Genomic DNA, 19,040 nt, shown 5'->3' on the forward strand with positions numbered 1-19,040 from the left:
CCATATTAAAGTGCAGGGTTATATACTTCATTTAAGTCTGGTTTTGGAATTAGGAAAAGATTAATTATATGCAAGGGTGATTAAGAAAGATAATGAAAGCCGTATGGAGAAAGGTGATAGGTACATAAATCCATTTGTATTAGATAATCCCTTAAGAAGGCTAGTATCTTCACCAAATAGGATAATATCTAGATTTAGAGAATATCTTAAGGAAGATTATGTAGTAGTAGACTTAGGAAGCGGACCTGGGTTCTTCACTGTAATTCTCGCAAGGATTGTGAAGACAGTTTACGCTATAGATCCCGATGAAAGAGCGATAAAGAGATTAAAGGAGAAAATGCAAAAACTTTCTTTAAGTAATGTAATTCCCTATGTCGCTCCTGCCCAAAAATTAGAATTCATTAAGGATGGCAGTATAGACTTTGTGTTCTCTAATCTGATGCTATGTTGTACAATAGATCATGAAGGTGCTCTAAACGAAATTAAAAGAATCCTTAAGAATGATGGGTTAGTTTATCTTAGCGTTACGAGAAATTTTATAGGAAAAGATAAAAGGGATGTTGATGAAAGAGAATGGAGAGAGATTTTAAGTAATTTTAAGGTAATAAAAGAAGGAAAATCAATTATGGAAAGATGGGCTGTGGTTAGGAGAGAATAGGGTCGGTCGTTTGATTTCAAGGTAGATAAATGGAGATATATTTTCCTAAACAGTTTTAAATCCGCAAACTGATCCATGGGCTGTTTTTAACCCCAGAAGGTTAAGGGGGATGAAAGCGTATCTTGAGGTGGGAATGCTCCGTACGTAAGGAGGTATTAGCTCATTTTATATATAAGCACTTTTATTAGTATTAGAGTTATGTTAAAATTTCTAGAAAATCTTCAAACAAATGCCTGCTCGTTATGTAAAATACATATTTCTATATATTATCTATATCTCTGTATAATGTTATATAACCTAAAAAAATAAAATTTTTAAGAGCTATTTTGAAGTTTAGAACCATGGAAGCTAAAAAGTTAGCATACATTTCTCTCTTGTTAGTGTTTTTTTCTGTGTTAACCGTCTTTAATACTATGGGATATGCAGTAACTACGCAAACACCAATAAAACATGTAATAATAATAATTCTTGAAAATCATGCGTTCGATAGTATCTTTGGTACATATCCATTTGGTTATCCACCAATTGTCAATAACATAACATTAAATTTGATGAGGCCAGTAAATTACATCTATAATCTATCATTAGTAAATATCTTGAAACAAAATAACGGCAATATTACCTGGATAACGTTAACTTATGGTAATAAGACCTATCATCCCTATTACGCTAATACTACCGTTCTAAAAGATCCATTAGAAGGATACAATTACTATCATATAGACTGGAATTATGGGAAGATGAACGGATTCATAAACGGATCTGGAGTACAGTCATTAGCTTACATCTCTTATGAGCAAGTACCCTTGCTTTGGGATTACGCTGAAGAATACGTTTTGTTCGACAACTACTTCTCTCCTACACTATCACTCACGGTACCTAATAGAATAGATTATATAGTGGGTTTTCCAGCTCCCGTAAATAGTGATGCACCACAGTTTGGAGAACTACCAATAAATGATAGTATACTATACCAATTATCTGAAAATAATATAAGTTGGGGTTGGTATGAGTACGGTTACTCTCAAGACTATCAAATACTCTCTCCAGACCTATACCTAGGATATAATAATACAGCACCGTTACCGGTTAGTCTATTGAAGGGAGCTAATATGTGGAATTCTCATTATCATGACTTAACAGATTTCCTAAATCAAGCTAAAAACGGTTCACTACCAGCAGTTTCTTTTGTCATGTTCACCGGAATAATGGGATATGATGATCACATTCCGGGATATGATATACACCCTCCATATAACACTACTCTTGCAATGTTAGCTATAATGAATGTTATAAATGCAGTAATGGAAGGTCCAGATTGGAACTCGTCAGCAATCTTCATCACATTCGATGAGGGAGGAGGATATTATGATCAAGTACCTCCTCCGATAATTCAAGGTAACGGTTATGATCCAGCAATAACGAGATATTTACCGGGCTATTTTAGCCTAGGTCAAAGAATACCATTACTTGTAATTTCGCCATATGCAAAGGAGGGATTCATCGATAACTATACTGCGTCTGGCTATTCCATCTTAGCATTTATTGACTATGACTTCAACTTACCTTACCTAACCCCGATTGTTAAAGAGTTGGGCCCTCAATCAATACTATATGCGTTTAACTTTAGCATGAAGCCAAGACCTCCAATAATTTTAACGCCGTCAAATTGGACCTATCCGATACCGCTTCAATACCCTATTCATTACGGGTACGTTGCAACTATAAATAACAACTATACCACATACCAACTGCTGTATCAAAAAATGGGTATTGGAAACTACTCTCTCCCAAAATATTTTGTTATCGCAAATGCAAACAGTGTAAAAACGCAAACTAGCAACACATCAATTGAAAATATGATACCACTGATAATTGTAGTAATCGCATTAGCAATATTTGTAAGTTATTTAGTGCTATACAAGAAAAGAAACATTTAATTAGTAATATATAGTGAAATCAATATAATGGAAGAGCAAATTTTCCATTACATTTGTTGATATGGTTATTTTATTGTTTTGAAATTTATATAATTTCGCTTATGATAATTGCTTTTGTATGCATATAAATAAATACTCGTTTTTATAGAGAAATATATGTGAAACTACTAACAGCTTCTGACGTATATTTATCTGAGGCTGATGAGTTGTTGAGTAAGGGTGATGTTGTTCAAGCTAGTGAGAAGTATTATAAGGCTGCTGAGGAGGCGTTGAAGTTGATTGCTGTAAAATTAAATATGACAGACATACTAGAAAAGGTAAAATCTAGGGGGGATTGGGACATTGAAGATTTATTCGAAATTGTAATGAAATTAAAAGCATATGATGAGAAAATAGATAGTTATTGGGACTGTGCAATAGCGTTAAATACAGTGCATCTAGAGGGAGATCCTTTACTAGATTGTGTAGAAAGGGTAAGAAAACTTGTCGGGCTCTCAGATAAGATCGCAAATTCTTAACTGGATAATTGAGGCTGATGAGTTGTTGAGTAAGGGTGATGTTGTTCAAGCTAGTGAGAAGTATTATAAGGCTGCTGAGGAGGCGTTGAAGTTGATTGCTGTAAAATTAAATATGACAGACATACTAGAAAAGGTAAAGAAGAGAAGAAGATGGGATAGCGTTTATCTCTTTGAAGTAGCCAAAAGAGTATCATTGGAAGTATGGGAAATTTGGTTATCATCCTGGACACTTCACGTTTATGGATTTCATGAGATGAAACTAAAGATTCAAGACGTTAAAGAGAAAGGAAATAAAGTAAAGAACATTGTATATTTTATAAATCGATTGTGACAGATAACAGTTTTTATAAATACAATTTGAATTTCATTGAATTTCATGTACGTAGAAGAGTTAAATCTAAAATCTTCAATCACAAAATACTCTTATGTTGACAGCTGAAGAGCTAAACGAAATACTTAAGCAAGAAGAAATGTTTAACTTCATAGGTATAAGGTTTGAGAAGTTAGAGAAAGGATATTCCAGATTGTCATTCAATTTTGACAAAAAACTAACTAGAATAGGAAATATATTACACGGAGGAGTTATTTTTTCGGCTGTGGATTACGCAGGGAGCATGGCAATAAGAACTTTAGATGATGTAAAGGATGGCGTTACAGCCGAGCTCAAAATAAACTTTCTCAAACCTATGAAAGATGGACCATTTGTAGTTGAAGCTAGGGTTATAAGTGAGGGGAAAAGGTTAGTTGTAGTTGATATTTCAGCATATGACGGTAATGGTAATTTATGTGCTAAGGCATTAGGTACATGGGTTGTATATAGGTAGGTATAATACTAGTTTATCGACCAAGGAAAATATTTCATACTCATGATTAAAGAGTAGTATTTATTATTTTTACAAAATACGATAAATAGAAGATTTCTAATAGGTAGTGATCTAATACTTATCCAGTTCTTAACATAAGTTAGTGATAAGCCTTCAGAAGAGAAGGCTTTTTTATTTGCTGGTTATTTTTCCACTTTTACTGACTTTCTCCCCGCCATCAAAGTGGCGAGGGTTCCCCTCATCGATTCGTGACTACATCTCTCATTTGAGGGGCACTTAAGAGGGTCAGAGACCCCCTCGCACAAAGATTATACACAGCTATATAATCACGATGATCCTCAAAACCACACTTTACACACTTAAGCATCCTATACCCAGATTCAACCATTTTCTCTCCACACTTAGGGCAAGTAGTTGAACTATACGCTGGTTTAACGTATATTACATTTAATCCATACTTCTTAGCCTGCCACTCAACCCATTGTTGAACACGTCTATATTGCATCAAATATAGTTTCTCCCTATAATTCTTCTTCAACCCCTTCACATGAGAAATCATCTTATTCAGATCCTCTAGGACTATGTAGTTAGCACCCAGTCTCTTTGCTTCATCAACCACCCACTTACCAACCTTTTTGGCAAAGTCTCGCACAATATTCCTCGCCTTTATATGAAACCTACTAATCCTATTGAGAATTCTCTTATTCTCCCTCCACCTCTTGGGGTACTTTTTCTGCAGATTCTCAGCAAGTTTCTTATAATGCGCTGAATCATCTAGACGTGTTGATATTTCTATAACCTGTTTATCATTACCTAACGTGATAAAGTCCATGTTTATGTCAACAGCTATAAGCCCCTTAACTTGCTTCTCTACTTCTATTGCCTTCTTCATTGTTACGTTAAGATACCAATCATCTCCTCTCTTAACTAGTCTTGCTTCCTTAAGTTGATAATCTTTATACTGTGAAAGATTGTGAGGATATCCAACTATTTTCACTTCCTCTCCCAATATCTTAGCTGTCATCGTGTTGAAATCAACGGTATAGCTTAATTTTGGCGTTAACCATAAGGAGATGTTTCTTAAGACTGGAAATCTTCCTTTTTTGGGATTCTTTAGCCAACTCTTATACACGGCAACAGCATCACGATAGCAATCTTGAGCAAGTTTTGATTTCAAACCAAATTTCTCCCTGAGGACTTCATATAATGCATTATGTACTTCTTTTAGAGAAGTTGTTTTGTGTTCATATAACCACTGAAGAACGAACCTCTTAGCTTGCATATATTTCATAGCTAAGGGCTCCAGAGCCGAGGAGTAGATCTTCATTTTGACTGTCACGATCTTCTCCTCGATGGAACTACCCTCACGGGTAGCTCGCTCTGAAGCCCTCAGCACATGCTTATTTCTGAAGAAACTGTTTAAAAAACATTACGCGGACATTCATCTCCGTCTTAAAAAGGCGAAGCTTTCTGCCCGCATTTTTGTAATTGGCGTATTTGTGTTCATTGTCACTACAATTGCATACAACTCGATTCCAGCTTTTGAGACAGAAGGATTGGGCATTTATACCAATAACGTATGGTCAGCTGCTGATTCTAAATTCGGAGGAGCTGCAGCGATATATGGTACTTTTATTACATCGATAATGGCTGTATTAATTTCATTACAAAAATTGCGGACAGAAAGCTTCGCCTTTTTAAGGGCGGGGAGGAAGTCAGAAACAAGTTGTAGGATCCGAACTATAGGTTTTATTTTTTAATTATAAATAAAAATGATAGAACAACAATTACTGATTAGCCCCTTGAAATTCAATTATTCTCTTAGCTATCTTATAATGTACGTAATCAACTAACTTGTCATCTAGCCTTATCGCGCCTCTTCCCTCTTTTTTAGCCATTTCGTACGCCTCTATTACCTTTTTAGCCCACTCTATTTCTTCTCTAGTCGGTGAGAAAACTTCATTTGCTATTTCAACTTGAGATGGATGAATAACTTGCTTTCCAACATAACCCAATTTTTTAGCTTCTTCACATTCTCTTCTAAATCCATCTACGTTCTTCAAGTCAAAATATACTTTATCAATGGCATCTACATCATACGCCTTAGCATTACTAACTATAAGAGTCTTAATGTACTCATTCCTCTCGTAAAAACTATAATCTCCGCCTAAAGATAAGGCTAAGTCTGCAGCCCCATAGCTTATACCAACTACCCCTTCTGATCTAATTACATCCTCTATCTTAACTATTCCCTTAGCGGTTTCTATTAATGGGATCAGAGACTTTCCAGTAGCCTTATAAAGAAATGATAGATCGTTCTCGGCCTTAGGGACAACAATACACGTTATCTTATCTTCTCTGGAGATTGCTACAATATCCTTGTAAGAATCTAATAATTGTAACGAATTTATTCTGACGCATAGTTCCCTTTTTCCCCAATCCAATTCCTTTAATATCTTACTCAATAGCTCCCTAGCTTTCTCCTTATCCTCTGGGGGAACTGCGTCTTCAAAGTCGAAAATAATCGAGTCAGCCTTTAACTCAACTGATTTCCTAATCATTTTTTCTGATATAGAGGGTACGTATAATTGAGACCTCCTAATCATAAGTTATTAATGAAAGTATAGGATAAAATTTTATCTAAATAATATAGGTAGGACGTTCTGTCTAACGTATTCTAATACTTTCTCCTCATGCATCTTCATCATATCGTAAGCCAAATCTGGGCTTCTATTTTTTATAGCGATTACAATACTCTCATGTTCTCTTAGCTCATCATCTCTCCTTTGGAAGCTAGTAAATAACGTCACTCTAATTATTTTTAGCTTTAATCTAATATTATCCAATATCTCTATTAAGTATCTATTGTGTGATGCTTCTGCAATCGCCCTATGAAGATTACCATTAAGGTTGGCTAAAGTCAAAGGATCTGTTACCGTAGTATCCTTTATCTCTTTCATAATCTTTAAGATCTTTTCCACTTCTTCATTCGTTGCTCTCATAGCAGCTAATCTTGCAGATTGTGATTCTAACGTTATCCTAACTTCGTAGAGTTGAAGTATATCATTCTCTGTTAGCGGTATAACCGTGAAAGATTTTCCATTCTTTGTCACTATCCCCTCTTTTTCCAACCTAACTAGTGCCTCTCTAATTGGCGTTCTACTGATCTTAAGGAGTGATGCGAGTTCCTCTTCTTTTAAAGTACTACCTGGTTTATATTTACCAGTGATAATGTATTCCAGAATTTTCTCATATGCTGTTTGTGATAATGACATGTGAAAATATCTTTTAGTGAACTTAAAAACATTACTACTACGCGATTATAATGCTAGTTGTTCCTTCCAATTTTATATATGAGTTTAAACCGTTGGTAGTTTGTTCTCCTACGAATTCATAAAGAATAGTTGTAAAAGATATAGATAGAAATATTTATCTATAGTATTTTTTCAGTAAGATCGCTGAACTTTAATAATCTCAGTTTTTTATCCTTTAATGAGTATTTATTTTTTAGTAGTTCTTTATCAATTGATATGTCATCTGGAACATTTACCATTCCATTAAATATCTTGAATTCAACTCCAAATAAGTCTTTAGGAATTTCAGCTAATGGAAACTCAACTTGTATTATATTATTCCTTGCTGAAGCTACTTGTAAAGTGTGATATAACGCTATAGCAGATCTTTGTGGTCTTAGATGTGGCATTATCTTAATGTTGTAAACCTCTGCCAAGTCTATAACCTTCAAGAACTTACTTATTCCACCTATTTTGGCTATATCTGGCTGTATATATAATACTCCGGTTTCTAATAATTTCTTAAATCCATGAAGAGTATACTCATTTTCACCACATGCTATTGGAAAGTCTTTCGTTAGTCTCTTAATGGTATCGTAATCATTAGGGGGATAAATAGGCTCTTCTACCCATTCAATATCATATCGTGAGATTTCCTCAAGAAATTTTAGAGCAGAGGCGTAATCAAATGGCGAATTTAAATCTACTGCTACCTTAATCTGATCGCCAAATGTATCTTTTATCTTCTTTAGGCTCTCAATTACCATATTTGGAGGTTGATGAAGCTTTATCAATTTAAAACCTCTTTTAATTGCTTTTTCTACTGCACTAACTACGTCTTCTAAAGTCTTGTATCTAGGGAAGCTAGCGTAAACTGGTACCGTATCCCTAATTTTACCTCCTAATAAATAATGTACTGGCTTATTAATTACCTTAGAATAGACGTGCCACAATGCAGTTTCAATACCACTTATTGAGCCTAAGGTTATGCTACATAATCCAGCTGAAAACAATAATTTCTCAAGAGTTTCATAAACTTCACTTATCGACCTTATTTCTTTTCCTTCTAAAAAGGGAATTATTAGATCGTTAAAAATTCCAATGTAAGCTGAAATTACTCCACTTCCGGCCACTAATACCTCTCCTAATCCTTCCTTATCTTCAACATTCACATTTATAAATAATTGTATTCCCCACTGTTCTACCCATTCTGGCATTGGATCATCTATATATGGAATTGACGCCGGTAATAACGTTATTTTATCTACCTTCATTTTAGGCACTTATGTAAAGTTTTGTTGGCGAGAACTCATCGTGTTGCAGTATCTCAGCAGAAGTTAGTCTACCGTTAGCAACTCTGATAGTGTAATTAAATATTCTCTCTCCAGCCTCCCTTAAGCTAACCTTTAGCTGAAGCAGATCAGACACATCCACGTCTATATGTTCACTCATGCTCGCTATCGTCTTTGGATTTGCAGATATTTTGACTACTGGAATTATTGGATTTCCAATAACATTACCCTGACCCGTAGTGAATAAGTGAAGTACTGAGCCTTTAGCTGCAAATAGCGTTACTGCTTCAGCAGCCGCTGATGAAGTATTCACAAAGCATAATCTAGATGATCCCTTAGGTAATAGATCTAAATAATCTAGAACACATGTAATTGGTTTTGTACCTAACTTCTGGATATTCCCTAATGCCTTCTCTTCAATGGTAGATAGTCCTCCCTTAATATTACCCTCTGTCGGTTGCGAACCCAATAAATCAACTCCTTGACTTTCAATAAAACTTACATACTCCTTGTAGATTTTCATGAATTTCTCTCTTAATAAAGGATCTATTATTTTGCTAGCTACTATATCTTCAGCTCCGGTCAGTTCTGAGGTCTCACCGAAAAGTACCGTTGCACCATAGTCTATTAGTCTATCAACAGCGTATCCCGTAGCTGGATTAGAAGCTAAACCGGAAGTAGTATCACTTTCACCGCACTTTATGCTTAAGACCAAAGATGAAAGGTCTACCTCAGTTCTCTGCTTCTCACTGGCCTCTTGAACAAATTCCTTAGCTTTTCTACTAGCTTTTTCAATTACTTTTAAATCTCCATTTCCCTCAATTGGGAAAACTTCTACGCTTTTACCGGTTTCAGCTATTTTATCCGCTATCCTATTAGCCCAATTTTCCTCAATACCAATAACTATTGCAGATGCCACATTAGGATTAGATCCAATACCAGAAAGAATATGAAAGAGTAATTCGAGATCTTTACCAAATTGAAGCCTACCATAAGGATGAGGAATTGGTACAGTACCCCTTATAAGTTTGGAAACACCTAAAACTGCGGTGTTAGATAAATCATCTACGGGAATTAAAGCAACGTAATTTCTTACACCAACGCTACCGTTCTCTCTAATGTAACCTTTTATCACGGGTTTTTCCATTTACTCCACCTGTTAGACTTTACGTTATGCACATGAACGTGTTCTCCCATCCTAATATCCCTAATTGCTGATCCTATCGGTCTGCCATACTTTATTACAAACTCGCCTTGTCTAATATCCTTTAGGGCGATTTTATGTCCCAACGGAATTTCGTCTAAAGCTTTTAGTTTAGGACCTTGTGACATATCTTCAATATAAACACCCTCAATTTCCTCTCCTCGCCTAATGTCAGTTATGGCTACACCAACGTTATCTTGCTTATTGTGAATTAGAAAATGAGGCATAAATTATTCTCTGAAAAAAAGTATATATACTTAACCGCATACAAAAACTATGTTGGCACTTATTTTATTAACTTGATTAATGAGAACAATTTATGATCATATCTGTAGCAGCTCATAGTGAGGAGCCAAGCAGGGAAATCGCAGAGAAAGCTAGATCTTTCGTCAGAAAAGTAAGTCCTTGTAATCCCACATTGCTTCTAGGAGGATATTGGGGATTGATGAAAACTGTGGTGGATGAGGCTATTAAACAAGGGCTTACAGTAGTTCTAATATTACCAATAGAAAGGGAAAATATAGATTTGCCAGCTCAAGTGATTCCTATTAGATCAGGTTGCGAGTTTAGATGCAGATCTGTAATTTTGGTTAGATCAGGAGACGTATTAGTATCTTTAGGTGGTGGGGTTGGTACTGAAATCGAAATAATGCTCGCCTATGCAATGGGTAAGCCCATATACGCAATTACTGAGACTGGTTTAAGTACTGACCATTTCGCAAGAGCGTTCCCAGAGTATATAGATGATAGGAGAGTAGTCAAAATAAGATATTTTAATGATCCCGGTGAAGTTGCAGAAGAAATTTGCAGAGGTAATATGAAAAGTGTCGAGACTAGGTTTGGATAGCTAGTGCCTATGTCTTCATTATGAGCTATGGTTATTATAATCGCCATCATTTTTTATCCATAAAAGTGACAGACTTTGACATTCTAAGTATCTCTAAATTGATATCATCGATTTCACCAATTAATGTATAGGGACCTATTCCTAAATCCTTAGTGAATATCCACAACTCCCTTCCCCTCACAGTCACAGCGTTCTTAAATATCTTTGTATAACATTGGCTTGTTACATTCCCACTATCCTTAGTGTAGCATACTACTGCATATTCTCTATAATTCTCCACGTGGAAGACTTTGTTTATAAAATCCTTAAATGCGTCATTATATAAAGTAATCCTTATTTTAGTAATCTCAGAGTTAGCGACATTAGCAACTTGCCTCAAAGTTTTCTCATCTGGAATGGGATCGCCTATAAGAACCCTATCCACAAAATTGAATAAGTAATTTGTGGAATCGAACGGTTCAGTAAATCTCAAAATCTCCAATGTTGTTCTTAAATTAAACTTTGGATTAGAGATAAAAGCTCCTATTTCAATTCCTCTTTCCTTGAAAAGTTTAGTCTTTTCTAGAAAAACCTCTTTTGATATTCCACTATAAAGTATTGGATAATAATTGTGTGTAGCCTTAATTCTCTCTGGATTTGAGAACTTTGTTACGTAATCTAGCTCATCAACGCTTATTTCAAACGGATTAAGTTCTACTATTACTTGCTTACTCATTTCTACTATTTCCTCTTTACTAAATCCATAATCTGCTCTGACTCCTCTGAAACCCACTTCCAGAAAGCGTGATAGATTCTTAGGTGAGGAATTCAGCTCTTTAAGTATTTCAGGGTTTATGTCAACGAAAGTGTAGTAATCTAATCTGTTTGCCTCTTTTAAAATCTCCTTAGCTATCTCGAAAGCGTCTTTAATTCCGGTTCTCCAATGAGTTCCAGGGCCAATACCCATAAAGATTTCTGAAAATCCTAGCTCCCTAGCTTTTCTCATTACTTGAATTTGCTCGTCTTTTATTTCCTTCCATCCTGGAAAGACCGATAAGCCTATTTTCCTTTTCATGTTAAAATATAAATAATCAAGATTAAAATTTTTCTTGTGATTGAGATAAGGACTCATACTGCCCTACATGTAGTTAAAGGTGCCGTGAGAAAAGTCCTAGGTGCAAAATGGACTGCAAGCACTTATGTCAGTAATGATCATGGGAGATTAACAGTGAAACTTGAAAGAAAGCCATCTGATGATGAAATGAAAAGGGTTTTTGAACTTGCAAACAACAAGATTAAAGAGAACGCTCCAATTTTAGTTGAAGTTTTACCTAGAGAAAATGCAGAGAAAAAGTACGGAGATGAGATCTACGACTTATTTCCAATACCCCCGGAAGTTAAGGAATTATACATTGTAATCATACCGGACTGGAATATTAACGCTTGCAATAAGCAACATACTAGGACAACTGGTGAAATAGGAGAAATAGTAGAGGATTATTGGAGATATAGGAATTCTAAACAAATATTAGAAATTGCGTTTAACGTTAAATATTAATTTTTAAATCAAATCTACAAATGTGTTAAGGAAGGGAATAAGCAAGGTCTTAGAGATTCTTAATTGTAAAGAAACAGAGAGAGAAATAAGTGGAAAGAAATTCTCTACGTGCGATGATGTCAATTTCATTCTTAACTTCCCAACTGTTTATGGAAAAACTGAACTAGCGTTGATTTTAGCTAATTATCTATCCAATCACGTAACTAATAATTTCGTCAGAGTCTCTCATGTAGTTCCCAATATAGTTGAACGGGGTGATGAAAAAGAGATCCTATCAACTAGAGTTCAATTAAAGTTCAGTAAATTCTTTTTTAACTTATACGACAGTTCTATAAGTGATCCCAGTTCTGAGTTACTAAAATTCTCAATACTTACGTCAATAGTAATTTTCGACGAATACCAACTAATGCCAGATCTTGGATTAGTCGCATCTGCTCACGAATTGGCTAAAGCTGGGGTAACTACCATATTCTCCACTTCGACCCCATCAACTCTTTTTGAAGAAGAGATCATAAGGAGATTTAGGAATTATGGTAAAAGGATGGTAGTAGTTTCAATTGTCAATAAGTATGGCCAAGGAATTCAGGGTAGAGAGTGCGTTAAAAAAGAAGAAGGTTATTATAATTGTAAATTAGGAGGAGTTTCTTATGAGACAGTGGAGGTTATAGATGATAACTTTAAAGTGCCAGATCTGGAATATGAACTTACAAAGGATGATATTCTTGAAATAATTAACAAAATTAATGATAGAGTTCTAGTTTTCTTAAACTCTGAGGATAAAGCAGTTGAGATATATGAAAAATTAAAGAAAAAAGAGGAAAATGTGTGTATATTTACGTCATTACGCTTTATAGAGAATTTCGATAATTGTAAGGTTCTTATAACTACAAAGCTTTTAGATGTAAACTATCCATACGTGATTAGTGAGATAGCACCTTTACCGTTAATAGTGGAAAGAGCAGGAAGAGCTTTAAGATTTTGGAAAGAGGGAGAAGAAGGTAAATTATACGTATGGATAAGTAAAGTGAACTATGATTCATTAACTGAACGCACTTATAACTTGCTCTCAAATATTAAAATATGTTTAAGACATCCCTTTGGGTGTTACAATAAAGAAGGATATGCCAACAAAATGGTCTTAAAGCCAAGTATTGATGAGGGATTAATAAGGAAATTAAGTGGTATAAATCATTTGATGGATAGAAGGGATTTAGAAAAAGCCTTTGAAGCTTTAGCAGACTTCGTGATGGCAGATTTACTAATTTCAGATCGAATAGTTAGTGTTACACCGGAGTTCCTTTATGAAAATAAGAGAAAATTATTGGAATATGGAAATGAATGTGTAAAGGTATATTTTAGGAAAGGTAATGAAATTATTGAAAAGTGTTCAAGAATAGCATATGATTGGTTAGAAAATGGTGGGATTTTAAGGTTTAAGAGGAGTTTAGCTAAGGGATACAAGAGTGAAATTGAGGAAGATGGAGAGAAACTAGTCTTTTTAGCCTTTAAGGTGAAAAATGAATGAGCATAGAGAACTTAAAACTATTTAGAGAAAGATACTCGTACATTATTCCAATAATTGCAAATAGAATGAAAAGAGATGAGAAACTTGTAAAAAAATATATTGAGCTAGCAATTGGATTACATGATTTATTAAGTAATGAGCTCCATGCAGGATATTTACTTTATTCTATCTATAGAGAGTTAGGTGATGAGGAACTAGGAAATCCTATTGTATTTGCAGTAATCAATAATAAGGATTTAACAAAAGCTAGAGCTCTTAAAAGTGTCTCGAATTATAATTTGTTAAAGAGCGTTGAGATAAATAAGATCGAAATTGAAAGAGTCATTAAAGAGATAGACGTGGATCTGTTGCCAAGAATTATAAAAGTTTTGGAAAATAATCCAGAACCAATGCAGATCAGAAAATTTCTTTCTACTCTATCTCTGATTAATCCTGAAGTTTATATCCTAGTGCTAATCGCGCTAAATCTGACGCAAAAAGAAGTTAAGAGATAAAAATTTCCATCCTTAGGAATTAATAAGTTTCAATACTAGAACTGGAAGTGATTTAGAATAGCTTACAAATGACCTTATGTGATCACTTTAATACTATTAAATATTTAAATGTTTACAAAAATTAGAAAAACGATGGGAGGAATTTTCGGATATGTGTGTAAGAGTCCCATTGATGTCTCTATTGTGAATAGAGGTTTAAGAAGACTAGTATACAGAGGGTATGATAGTGCCGGCATTGCTTATCTTTATGGAGGTTCATTAGTAGTTAAGAAGATATTAGGTAGTATTTCAAGACAGGAAATTGAAGTAAATGATATTTCAAAGATCGCTATAGGGCATACAAGATATGCTAGTAGAGGATGGCCGACATTAGAAAACGCACATCCAATATTGGACTGTAAGGGTAGATTAGCAGTTGTAATGGATGGGGTTATAGATGATTATGAGAGAATCAGAGAAAAATTACAAAAGGATGGACACAGATTTGTATCCACTACGGATACTGAGATTATATCTCATATTTTGGAGAACTCATCAGATTACTTCCAAGCATCACTAAACATTTTAAAAAGTATTAAAGGAGTTTTCTCTTTAGCCTTTATTGTTGAAGGTTTAGATAAGATATTTACTCTTAATAATGGTCAACCCTTAATGATAGGCTTAGCTCAAGAATGTAAATACATTTCAAGCGATTTACCCTCATTAAGTGGATTTTCTGAGAACGCTATGATATTGCCAGAGGGCTCAGTTGCAATAATTTCTTGGGATGATGTCAGAGTATATAATAGTGAAGGAATTGAAATAAAGCCAGAAATAAAAAGGGTTAAATATAAAGAGGAAATAGTCGAAAAGGGAGGATTTCCTCACTTCATGTTAAAAGAAATTTACGATATACCCTTAGCCTTAGTGAATTCCTTTACCTCACTGATGGAAAAATACCTTTCTTTAGCTTCTATGATAATTTATGGGGCAAAGAACGTTTATATTATAGGTAATGGTACGAGCCTTCATGCCGGCTTAATTTCCTCTTATTACTTTTCTGAGATCGGTATAAATGTAAATGTGGTTAGTGCAGCAGAATTTCCCTACTATGCTTTAGATAATATTTCAACTGGATCGGTAATTGTTGCAATTAGTCAAAGTGGGGAGACGAGCGATGTCATAAGAAGCGTTAAAATGGCTAAGCAAAGAGGAGCAGTAATTTTAGGAGTAACAAATTCAGTGGGTTCCAGATTAGCCTTAGAATCTAATGTGTATTTGCCAATAACAGCGGGGCCTGAAATGGCTGTTCCCGCAACTAAGACTTTTACATCCACGATAATTGTGTTAAAAACTTTATCAGTATATACAGGATTGCATTCTGGAAAAAACGATAAAAATGATTTAATAAATTTAAAAAGCGAAATCGAGAAACTATCTAAGCAACTCTCTACCAGATTGCAAGAAATGGAAAAAGAGGCTGAAAATTCAGTGGAGAAACTAGATAAGGAAAGTTTATATGTTTCAAGCAGTGGCATAAATTATCCTATAGCGTTAGAAGGTGCCTTAAAGTTTAAGGAAGCCTCAATGACTCATGCTGAGGGCATGCAATTGGGAGAATTGCTTCACGGACCTATAGTTTTAGCAAATAAAGGATATCCGATCATTTTGATTAAACCAGCAGAAGCTGAGGATCTATATAATAAGGTAGTTAAGGCTGTAAGAGATAGAGGGAGTATCATAATAACTATTTCCGATAATGATGGTGATATAAGGACTGTGAAGACAAGCAGAGATTTAAGCCCTATAAGTAATATAATTCCTTTACAACTTATGGCATATAAGTTAGGAGTCAGAAGAGGATTACCAATAGATACTCCACCGGGTTTGGTAAAAGCTGTGATAATTTAATGCAATGTGGAGTTAAGGAGGTAGAAGTCTCCATCCGTAACGACAGTCCCTAAAATCACCTCCTTAAAAATAAGTTAAGATTGCTAAAAGGAGTTTCCATAATTTTAATTCATCTCGGTATAAACTCATCTTATATCTTATTTACAAAAAGTAAGTAAAGCAAGAAAAGTTTGAAATCCATCTCTTAAAACCTTCATATACTGTTTAATTTTTATGAATCTAGCTATAATTAAATATCCATATAAACATTGTTATTCGCATAAACTTTATATTAAGGATACTAGAAACTATATATGGTGGATAGTGTGGGTAAAATATTAAATAATAGAAATATAAAGGTCATCTCTCTACTAATACTATTTGTAATGATGTCTAGTTCGGTTTATGTAATTTCACAGAGTGCTAATTCATATCCGGCTTCTACGAGTATAACGATAATTTCATATAATGGAAATGATGCCAATGGTATATTAGCATTTGAGCATGGTCAGGTAGCTTTTTACGCATATGCTGTACCTCCTTCTGAATATACTGCCTTACCTCCTGGGGCTAAAGCTTACTTAATGCCTTCTACATATTATGATGTATTGGTAAATCCTTTAAATACTACTTTTGGTTTTAATCCCTTCCAGTTTCAGCAAGTTAGATTCGCTCTCAATTTTATAGTTAATAGAACATACTTTGTAGATAACATACTTCATGGTTACGGAATACCATCAATTACGTTATATGCAGGAGAGCAATGTATACTTCATTTACAAAATACTTTAGCAAAATATGCTTATATACATTACAACTTTACCTATGCAAACGAAACCATTTATAAAGTACTAACTGCACATGGAGCCCAATATATAAATGGAAAATGGTACTATAATGGAAAACCAATAACCGTTTACGTATTTGTAAGGACTGATGCAACTGTGAGACGAGAATATGCAGAATACTTCATTACCCAGTTGGAGAGATTAGGTTTTACAGTGCAACAAGTCCAAGGTAATCTTCAAAAAGAAATTTCATTTGTATATGGTAGTGATCCAGCAAATACTACTTGGGATATATTAATTGAGGCGTGGGGTGGCACATATGGCTATTATGACGCAGGACTGCCAGAAGGACTTTATTCTACTCTTGCCGGCGATGCTCCATTTTCTTCATATTATGGTTTAACCTTTGGAACTTATAATGATACTAAATACGAATCCCCATTATTGCTTAGTGAGGCTAATGAGCTTGATAACTGGTCTTTAACTTTAATTCAAAGCAAATTTACTAGTGCCCAACAGTATTATCAACTAGTTAATGATCTAGTTAATGTTGGAATAAATATGTCAGTTAGAATAGGTTTAGGAATGAGTCTTACTCCAGAGTATGTATTGCCAAATATTAATGGTGTCTATCCTAACTACGCTCAAGGAACCTTATTAAACTTCCAGACCTATCTTTCTATAATAAATGGGACCTATCCTAACATTACAATAGGTGTGAGATATTTAAGCCAAGGATCAGCAAATCCTGGTGTAGGTTTTACAGATTCATATACTGATGAAATAGCAAACGGTTTATTTACTCCACAATACTTAACTATACCTGGTTCTGGATATCCAGTACCGTATATATATACTTATAAAATAGTTAATTTAACTCCTAACGCAGTAGTTCCTGTTCCCTCAAATGCCTTGTGGTGGAATCCTGTAAAACAAGAAATAACCAAAGTACCTCCTAACACTACTGCTCAAATGGCGGTAATATATAATTTAGCTCCATTAATCAACAATGATAAATGGGCAGACGGCCAAAACATAACCCTTGCTGATATTATTTATCAATACATCGTAGCATCTGAAATGTCATTAAACTCAAGTAACCCAATATACGATTCAGAAGCATCTTCGGCGTATGGCCCGAGTTTACAGACGATTAAGGGATTTAAGATAATTAACTCTACTGCAATAGAAATATGGGGTAATGATTGGTTCTTTGATCCCACTGAGGCTGTTACGAGTTTATTCTTAGCATTTAATCCATTAGGTTATGCTGAGGAACCTGCTGGAGGATACTTCCCATGGCAAGTATATGTTGGCATGAAGACTGTGGTTGCAGAAGGTAAGGCTGCATGGTCTGAGGGAACTGCACAATCAAAAGGAATTGATTGGCTAAATTTAGTTAGTCCAACTGATGTAGGGTATATAATCTCCGCTTTGCAAAACGTTTCCACAAATGGGTATATACCTAAGAGTTTAATAGAAGTAGAGAATCTAAGTAATATAACGCTGGTTACTCCACAACAGGCTATCGCTGGTTATCAAGCAGCAATTAACTTTATGAAAAGTTATGGTAATGCAATGATAGGTGACGGTCCCTTTATCTTAGTAGCATGGAATCCTAGTGCATCTCCACCATATGCGAAATTGGTAAAGAATCCCTATTTCCACTTAATGCCACCCTCAATAGCCTTATCAATGCCTGCAATCTACTCTGTGTCACTCAGTGTTCCATCTACTGTAACTGCTGGTGAGGTTCTTAATGGTACTGTAATGGGTACTACTGCTGGAAGTACTTTAGCTCAACCAGCACCTAATGTCGTGGTTCATCTAGAATTACTGTATACTAATGGTTCAGTTATAGCTAGCTATCAAGAGACTACTGGTACTAATGGTCAATTTAGTTTCATGATACCACCTAATTTATCGCCTGGATCCTATGTAGTTACAGTATCAGCTTATCAGAACACATCTATATTAATAAATCCAGTAACTTATACTCTTATAGTATTACCCGCGATAACTACCACAACTAGTACAACCACTTCTACTACTACCACAACTAGTACATCCACCTCTATCATAACTTCTACAACTACCTCTGTCTCTACTGTCATTAGTACTTTAATTAGTACTATAACAATAACAAAGAGCACCTCAACTATTGGTTATTTAGCAGGTATAATAGTATTAGTGATAATAGTAATAATATTGCTGGTACTTCTGCTTATGAGAAGAAGATGAGGTAAAAATA

The 19,040-nt window shown here is 34.8% G+C and carries 18 protein-coding genes; 11 read left to right on the plus strand and 7 right to left on the minus strand.

Going from position 1 to position 19,040, the window contains the following annotated elements; all coding sequences use genetic code 11:
* The first annotated feature begins 103 nt into the window (after nt 1-103).
* The 5 genes from V6M85_RS01955 (at nt 104) to V6M85_RS01975 (ending at nt 3,940) form a co-directional block, all read left to right on the plus strand.
* Entirely contained in the window at nt 104-658 is a 555-nt protein-coding gene (locus V6M85_RS01955; protein ID WP_338604539.1) for a class I SAM-dependent methyltransferase, read from the plus strand.
* A 341-nt stretch (nt 659-999) separates the two neighbouring features.
* Nucleotides 1,000-2,598 (plus strand): alkaline phosphatase family protein, encoded by a 1,599-nt coding sequence (locus V6M85_RS01960; RefSeq protein WP_338602314.1) that lies wholly within the window; start codon nt 1,000-1,002, stop codon nt 2,596-2,598.
* Between the two features lie 158 nt (nt 2,599-2,756).
* Nucleotides 2,757-3,116, plus strand: a complete 360-nt coding sequence (locus V6M85_RS01965) for a PaREP1 family protein (RefSeq protein ID WP_338602316.1) — start codon at nt 2,757-2,759, stop codon at nt 3,114-3,116.
* On the plus strand, nt 3,082-3,447 hold the full coding sequence (locus tag V6M85_RS01970; RefSeq protein ID WP_338602319.1) for a PaREP1 family protein: 366 nt from the start codon (nt 3,082-3,084) through the stop codon (nt 3,445-3,447). Before V6M85_RS01965 ends, V6M85_RS01970 begins: the two co-directional genes overlap by 35 nt.
* 94 nt (nt 3,448-3,541) lie before the next feature.
* The gene (locus tag V6M85_RS01975) at nt 3,542-3,940 is read left to right on the plus strand and encodes a PaaI family thioesterase (protein ID WP_338602322.1); all 399 of its coding nucleotides are present in this window, start codon (nt 3,542-3,544) and stop codon (nt 3,938-3,940) included.
* 238 nt (nt 3,941-4,178) lie between these two features.
* Here the strand turns inward: V6M85_RS01975 and V6M85_RS01980 are convergent, their stop codons facing one another.
* From V6M85_RS01980 to V6M85_RS02005, 6 genes are all read right to left on the minus strand, one after another.
* Nucleotides 4,179-5,336: an RNA-guided endonuclease TnpB family protein gene (locus tag V6M85_RS01980; RefSeq protein ID WP_338602325.1), complete on the minus strand. Its 1,158-nt coding sequence runs from the start codon at nt 5,334-5,336 to the stop codon at nt 4,179-4,181.
* A 391-nt stretch (nt 5,337-5,727) separates the two neighbouring features.
* Nucleotides 5,728-6,546, minus strand: a complete 819-nt coding sequence (locus V6M85_RS01985) for a CoA ester lyase (RefSeq protein ID WP_338602327.1) — start codon at nt 6,544-6,546, stop codon at nt 5,728-5,730.
* Nucleotides 6,547-6,576: 30 nt separating this feature from the next.
* The gene (locus tag V6M85_RS01990; RefSeq protein WP_338602329.1) at nt 6,577-7,215 is read right to left on the minus strand and encodes a GntR family transcriptional regulator; all 639 of its coding nucleotides are present in this window, start codon (nt 7,213-7,215) and stop codon (nt 6,577-6,579) included.
* Nucleotides 7,216-7,373: 158 nt separating this feature from the next.
* Nucleotides 7,374-8,507 carry a mandelate racemase/muconate lactonizing enzyme family protein gene (locus tag V6M85_RS01995; RefSeq protein ID WP_338602332.1) on the minus strand — a complete coding sequence of 378 codons (1,134 nt, stop codon included), beginning with the start codon at nt 8,505-8,507 and terminating at the stop codon, nt 7,374-7,376.
* A gap of 1 nt (nt 8,508) precedes the next feature.
* A complete protein-coding gene (locus V6M85_RS02000) occupies nt 8,509-9,672 on the minus strand; it encodes a UxaA family hydrolase (RefSeq protein ID WP_338602334.1) in 1,164 nt (387 codons plus the stop codon).
* The gene (locus V6M85_RS02005) at nt 9,657-9,956 is read right to left on the minus strand and encodes a UxaA family hydrolase (protein ID WP_338602337.1); all 300 of its coding nucleotides are present in this window, start codon (nt 9,954-9,956) and stop codon (nt 9,657-9,659) included. Before V6M85_RS02005 ends, V6M85_RS02000 begins: the two co-directional genes overlap by 16 nt.
* A gap of 92 nt (nt 9,957-10,048) precedes the next feature.
* Here V6M85_RS02005 and V6M85_RS02010 point away from each other — a divergent pair, with 92 nt between their 5' ends.
* Nucleotides 10,049-10,576, plus strand: coding sequence for an LOG family protein (locus V6M85_RS02010; RefSeq protein WP_338602339.1), 528 nt, complete (start codon nt 10,049-10,051; stop codon nt 10,574-10,576).
* Nucleotides 10,577-10,622: 46 nt separating this feature from the next.
* On the opposite strand, the gene V6M85_RS02015 is transcribed toward V6M85_RS02010, so the two are convergent.
* The gene (locus tag V6M85_RS02015; protein ID WP_338602341.1) at nt 10,623-11,630 is read right to left on the minus strand and encodes a MupG family TIM beta-alpha barrel fold protein; all 1,008 of its coding nucleotides are present in this window, start codon (nt 11,628-11,630) and stop codon (nt 10,623-10,625) included.
* 36 nt (nt 11,631-11,666) lie between these two features.
* Between V6M85_RS02015 and V6M85_RS02020 the strand changes: the two genes are divergently transcribed.
* The 5 genes from V6M85_RS02020 (at nt 11,667) to V6M85_RS02040 (ending at nt 19,030) form a co-directional block, all read left to right on the plus strand.
* A complete protein-coding gene (locus V6M85_RS02020; protein ID WP_338602344.1) occupies nt 11,667-12,113 on the plus strand; it encodes an alanyl-tRNA editing protein in 447 nt (148 codons plus the stop codon).
* 22 nt (nt 12,114-12,135) lie between these two features.
* Nucleotides 12,136-13,638, plus strand: coding sequence for an RNA helicase (locus V6M85_RS02025; RefSeq protein WP_338602347.1), 1,503 nt, complete (start codon nt 12,136-12,138; stop codon nt 13,636-13,638).
* Nucleotides 13,635-14,132 carry a hypothetical protein gene (locus V6M85_RS02030; protein ID WP_338602350.1) on the plus strand — a complete coding sequence of 166 codons (498 nt, stop codon included), beginning with the start codon at nt 13,635-13,637 and terminating at the stop codon, nt 14,130-14,132. Before V6M85_RS02025 ends, V6M85_RS02030 begins: the two co-directional genes overlap by 4 nt.
* 132 nt (nt 14,133-14,264) lie before the next feature.
* Nucleotides 14,265-16,022 carry a glutamine--fructose-6-phosphate transaminase (isomerizing) gene (glmS, locus tag V6M85_RS02035; protein WP_338602352.1) on the plus strand — a complete coding sequence of 586 codons (1,758 nt, stop codon included), beginning with the start codon at nt 14,265-14,267 and terminating at the stop codon, nt 16,020-16,022.
* A gap of 293 nt (nt 16,023-16,315) precedes the next feature.
* Nucleotides 16,316-19,030, plus strand: a complete 2,715-nt coding sequence (locus V6M85_RS02040; protein ID WP_422398112.1) for an ABC transporter substrate-binding protein — start codon at nt 16,316-16,318, stop codon at nt 19,028-19,030.
* Nucleotides 19,031-19,040: the final 10 nt, after the last annotated feature.

The organism is Sulfolobus tengchongensis (assembly GCF_036967215.1).
Taxonomy (GTDB): domain Archaea; phylum Thermoproteota; class Thermoprotei_A; order Sulfolobales; family Sulfolobaceae; genus Saccharolobus; species Saccharolobus tengchongensis_A.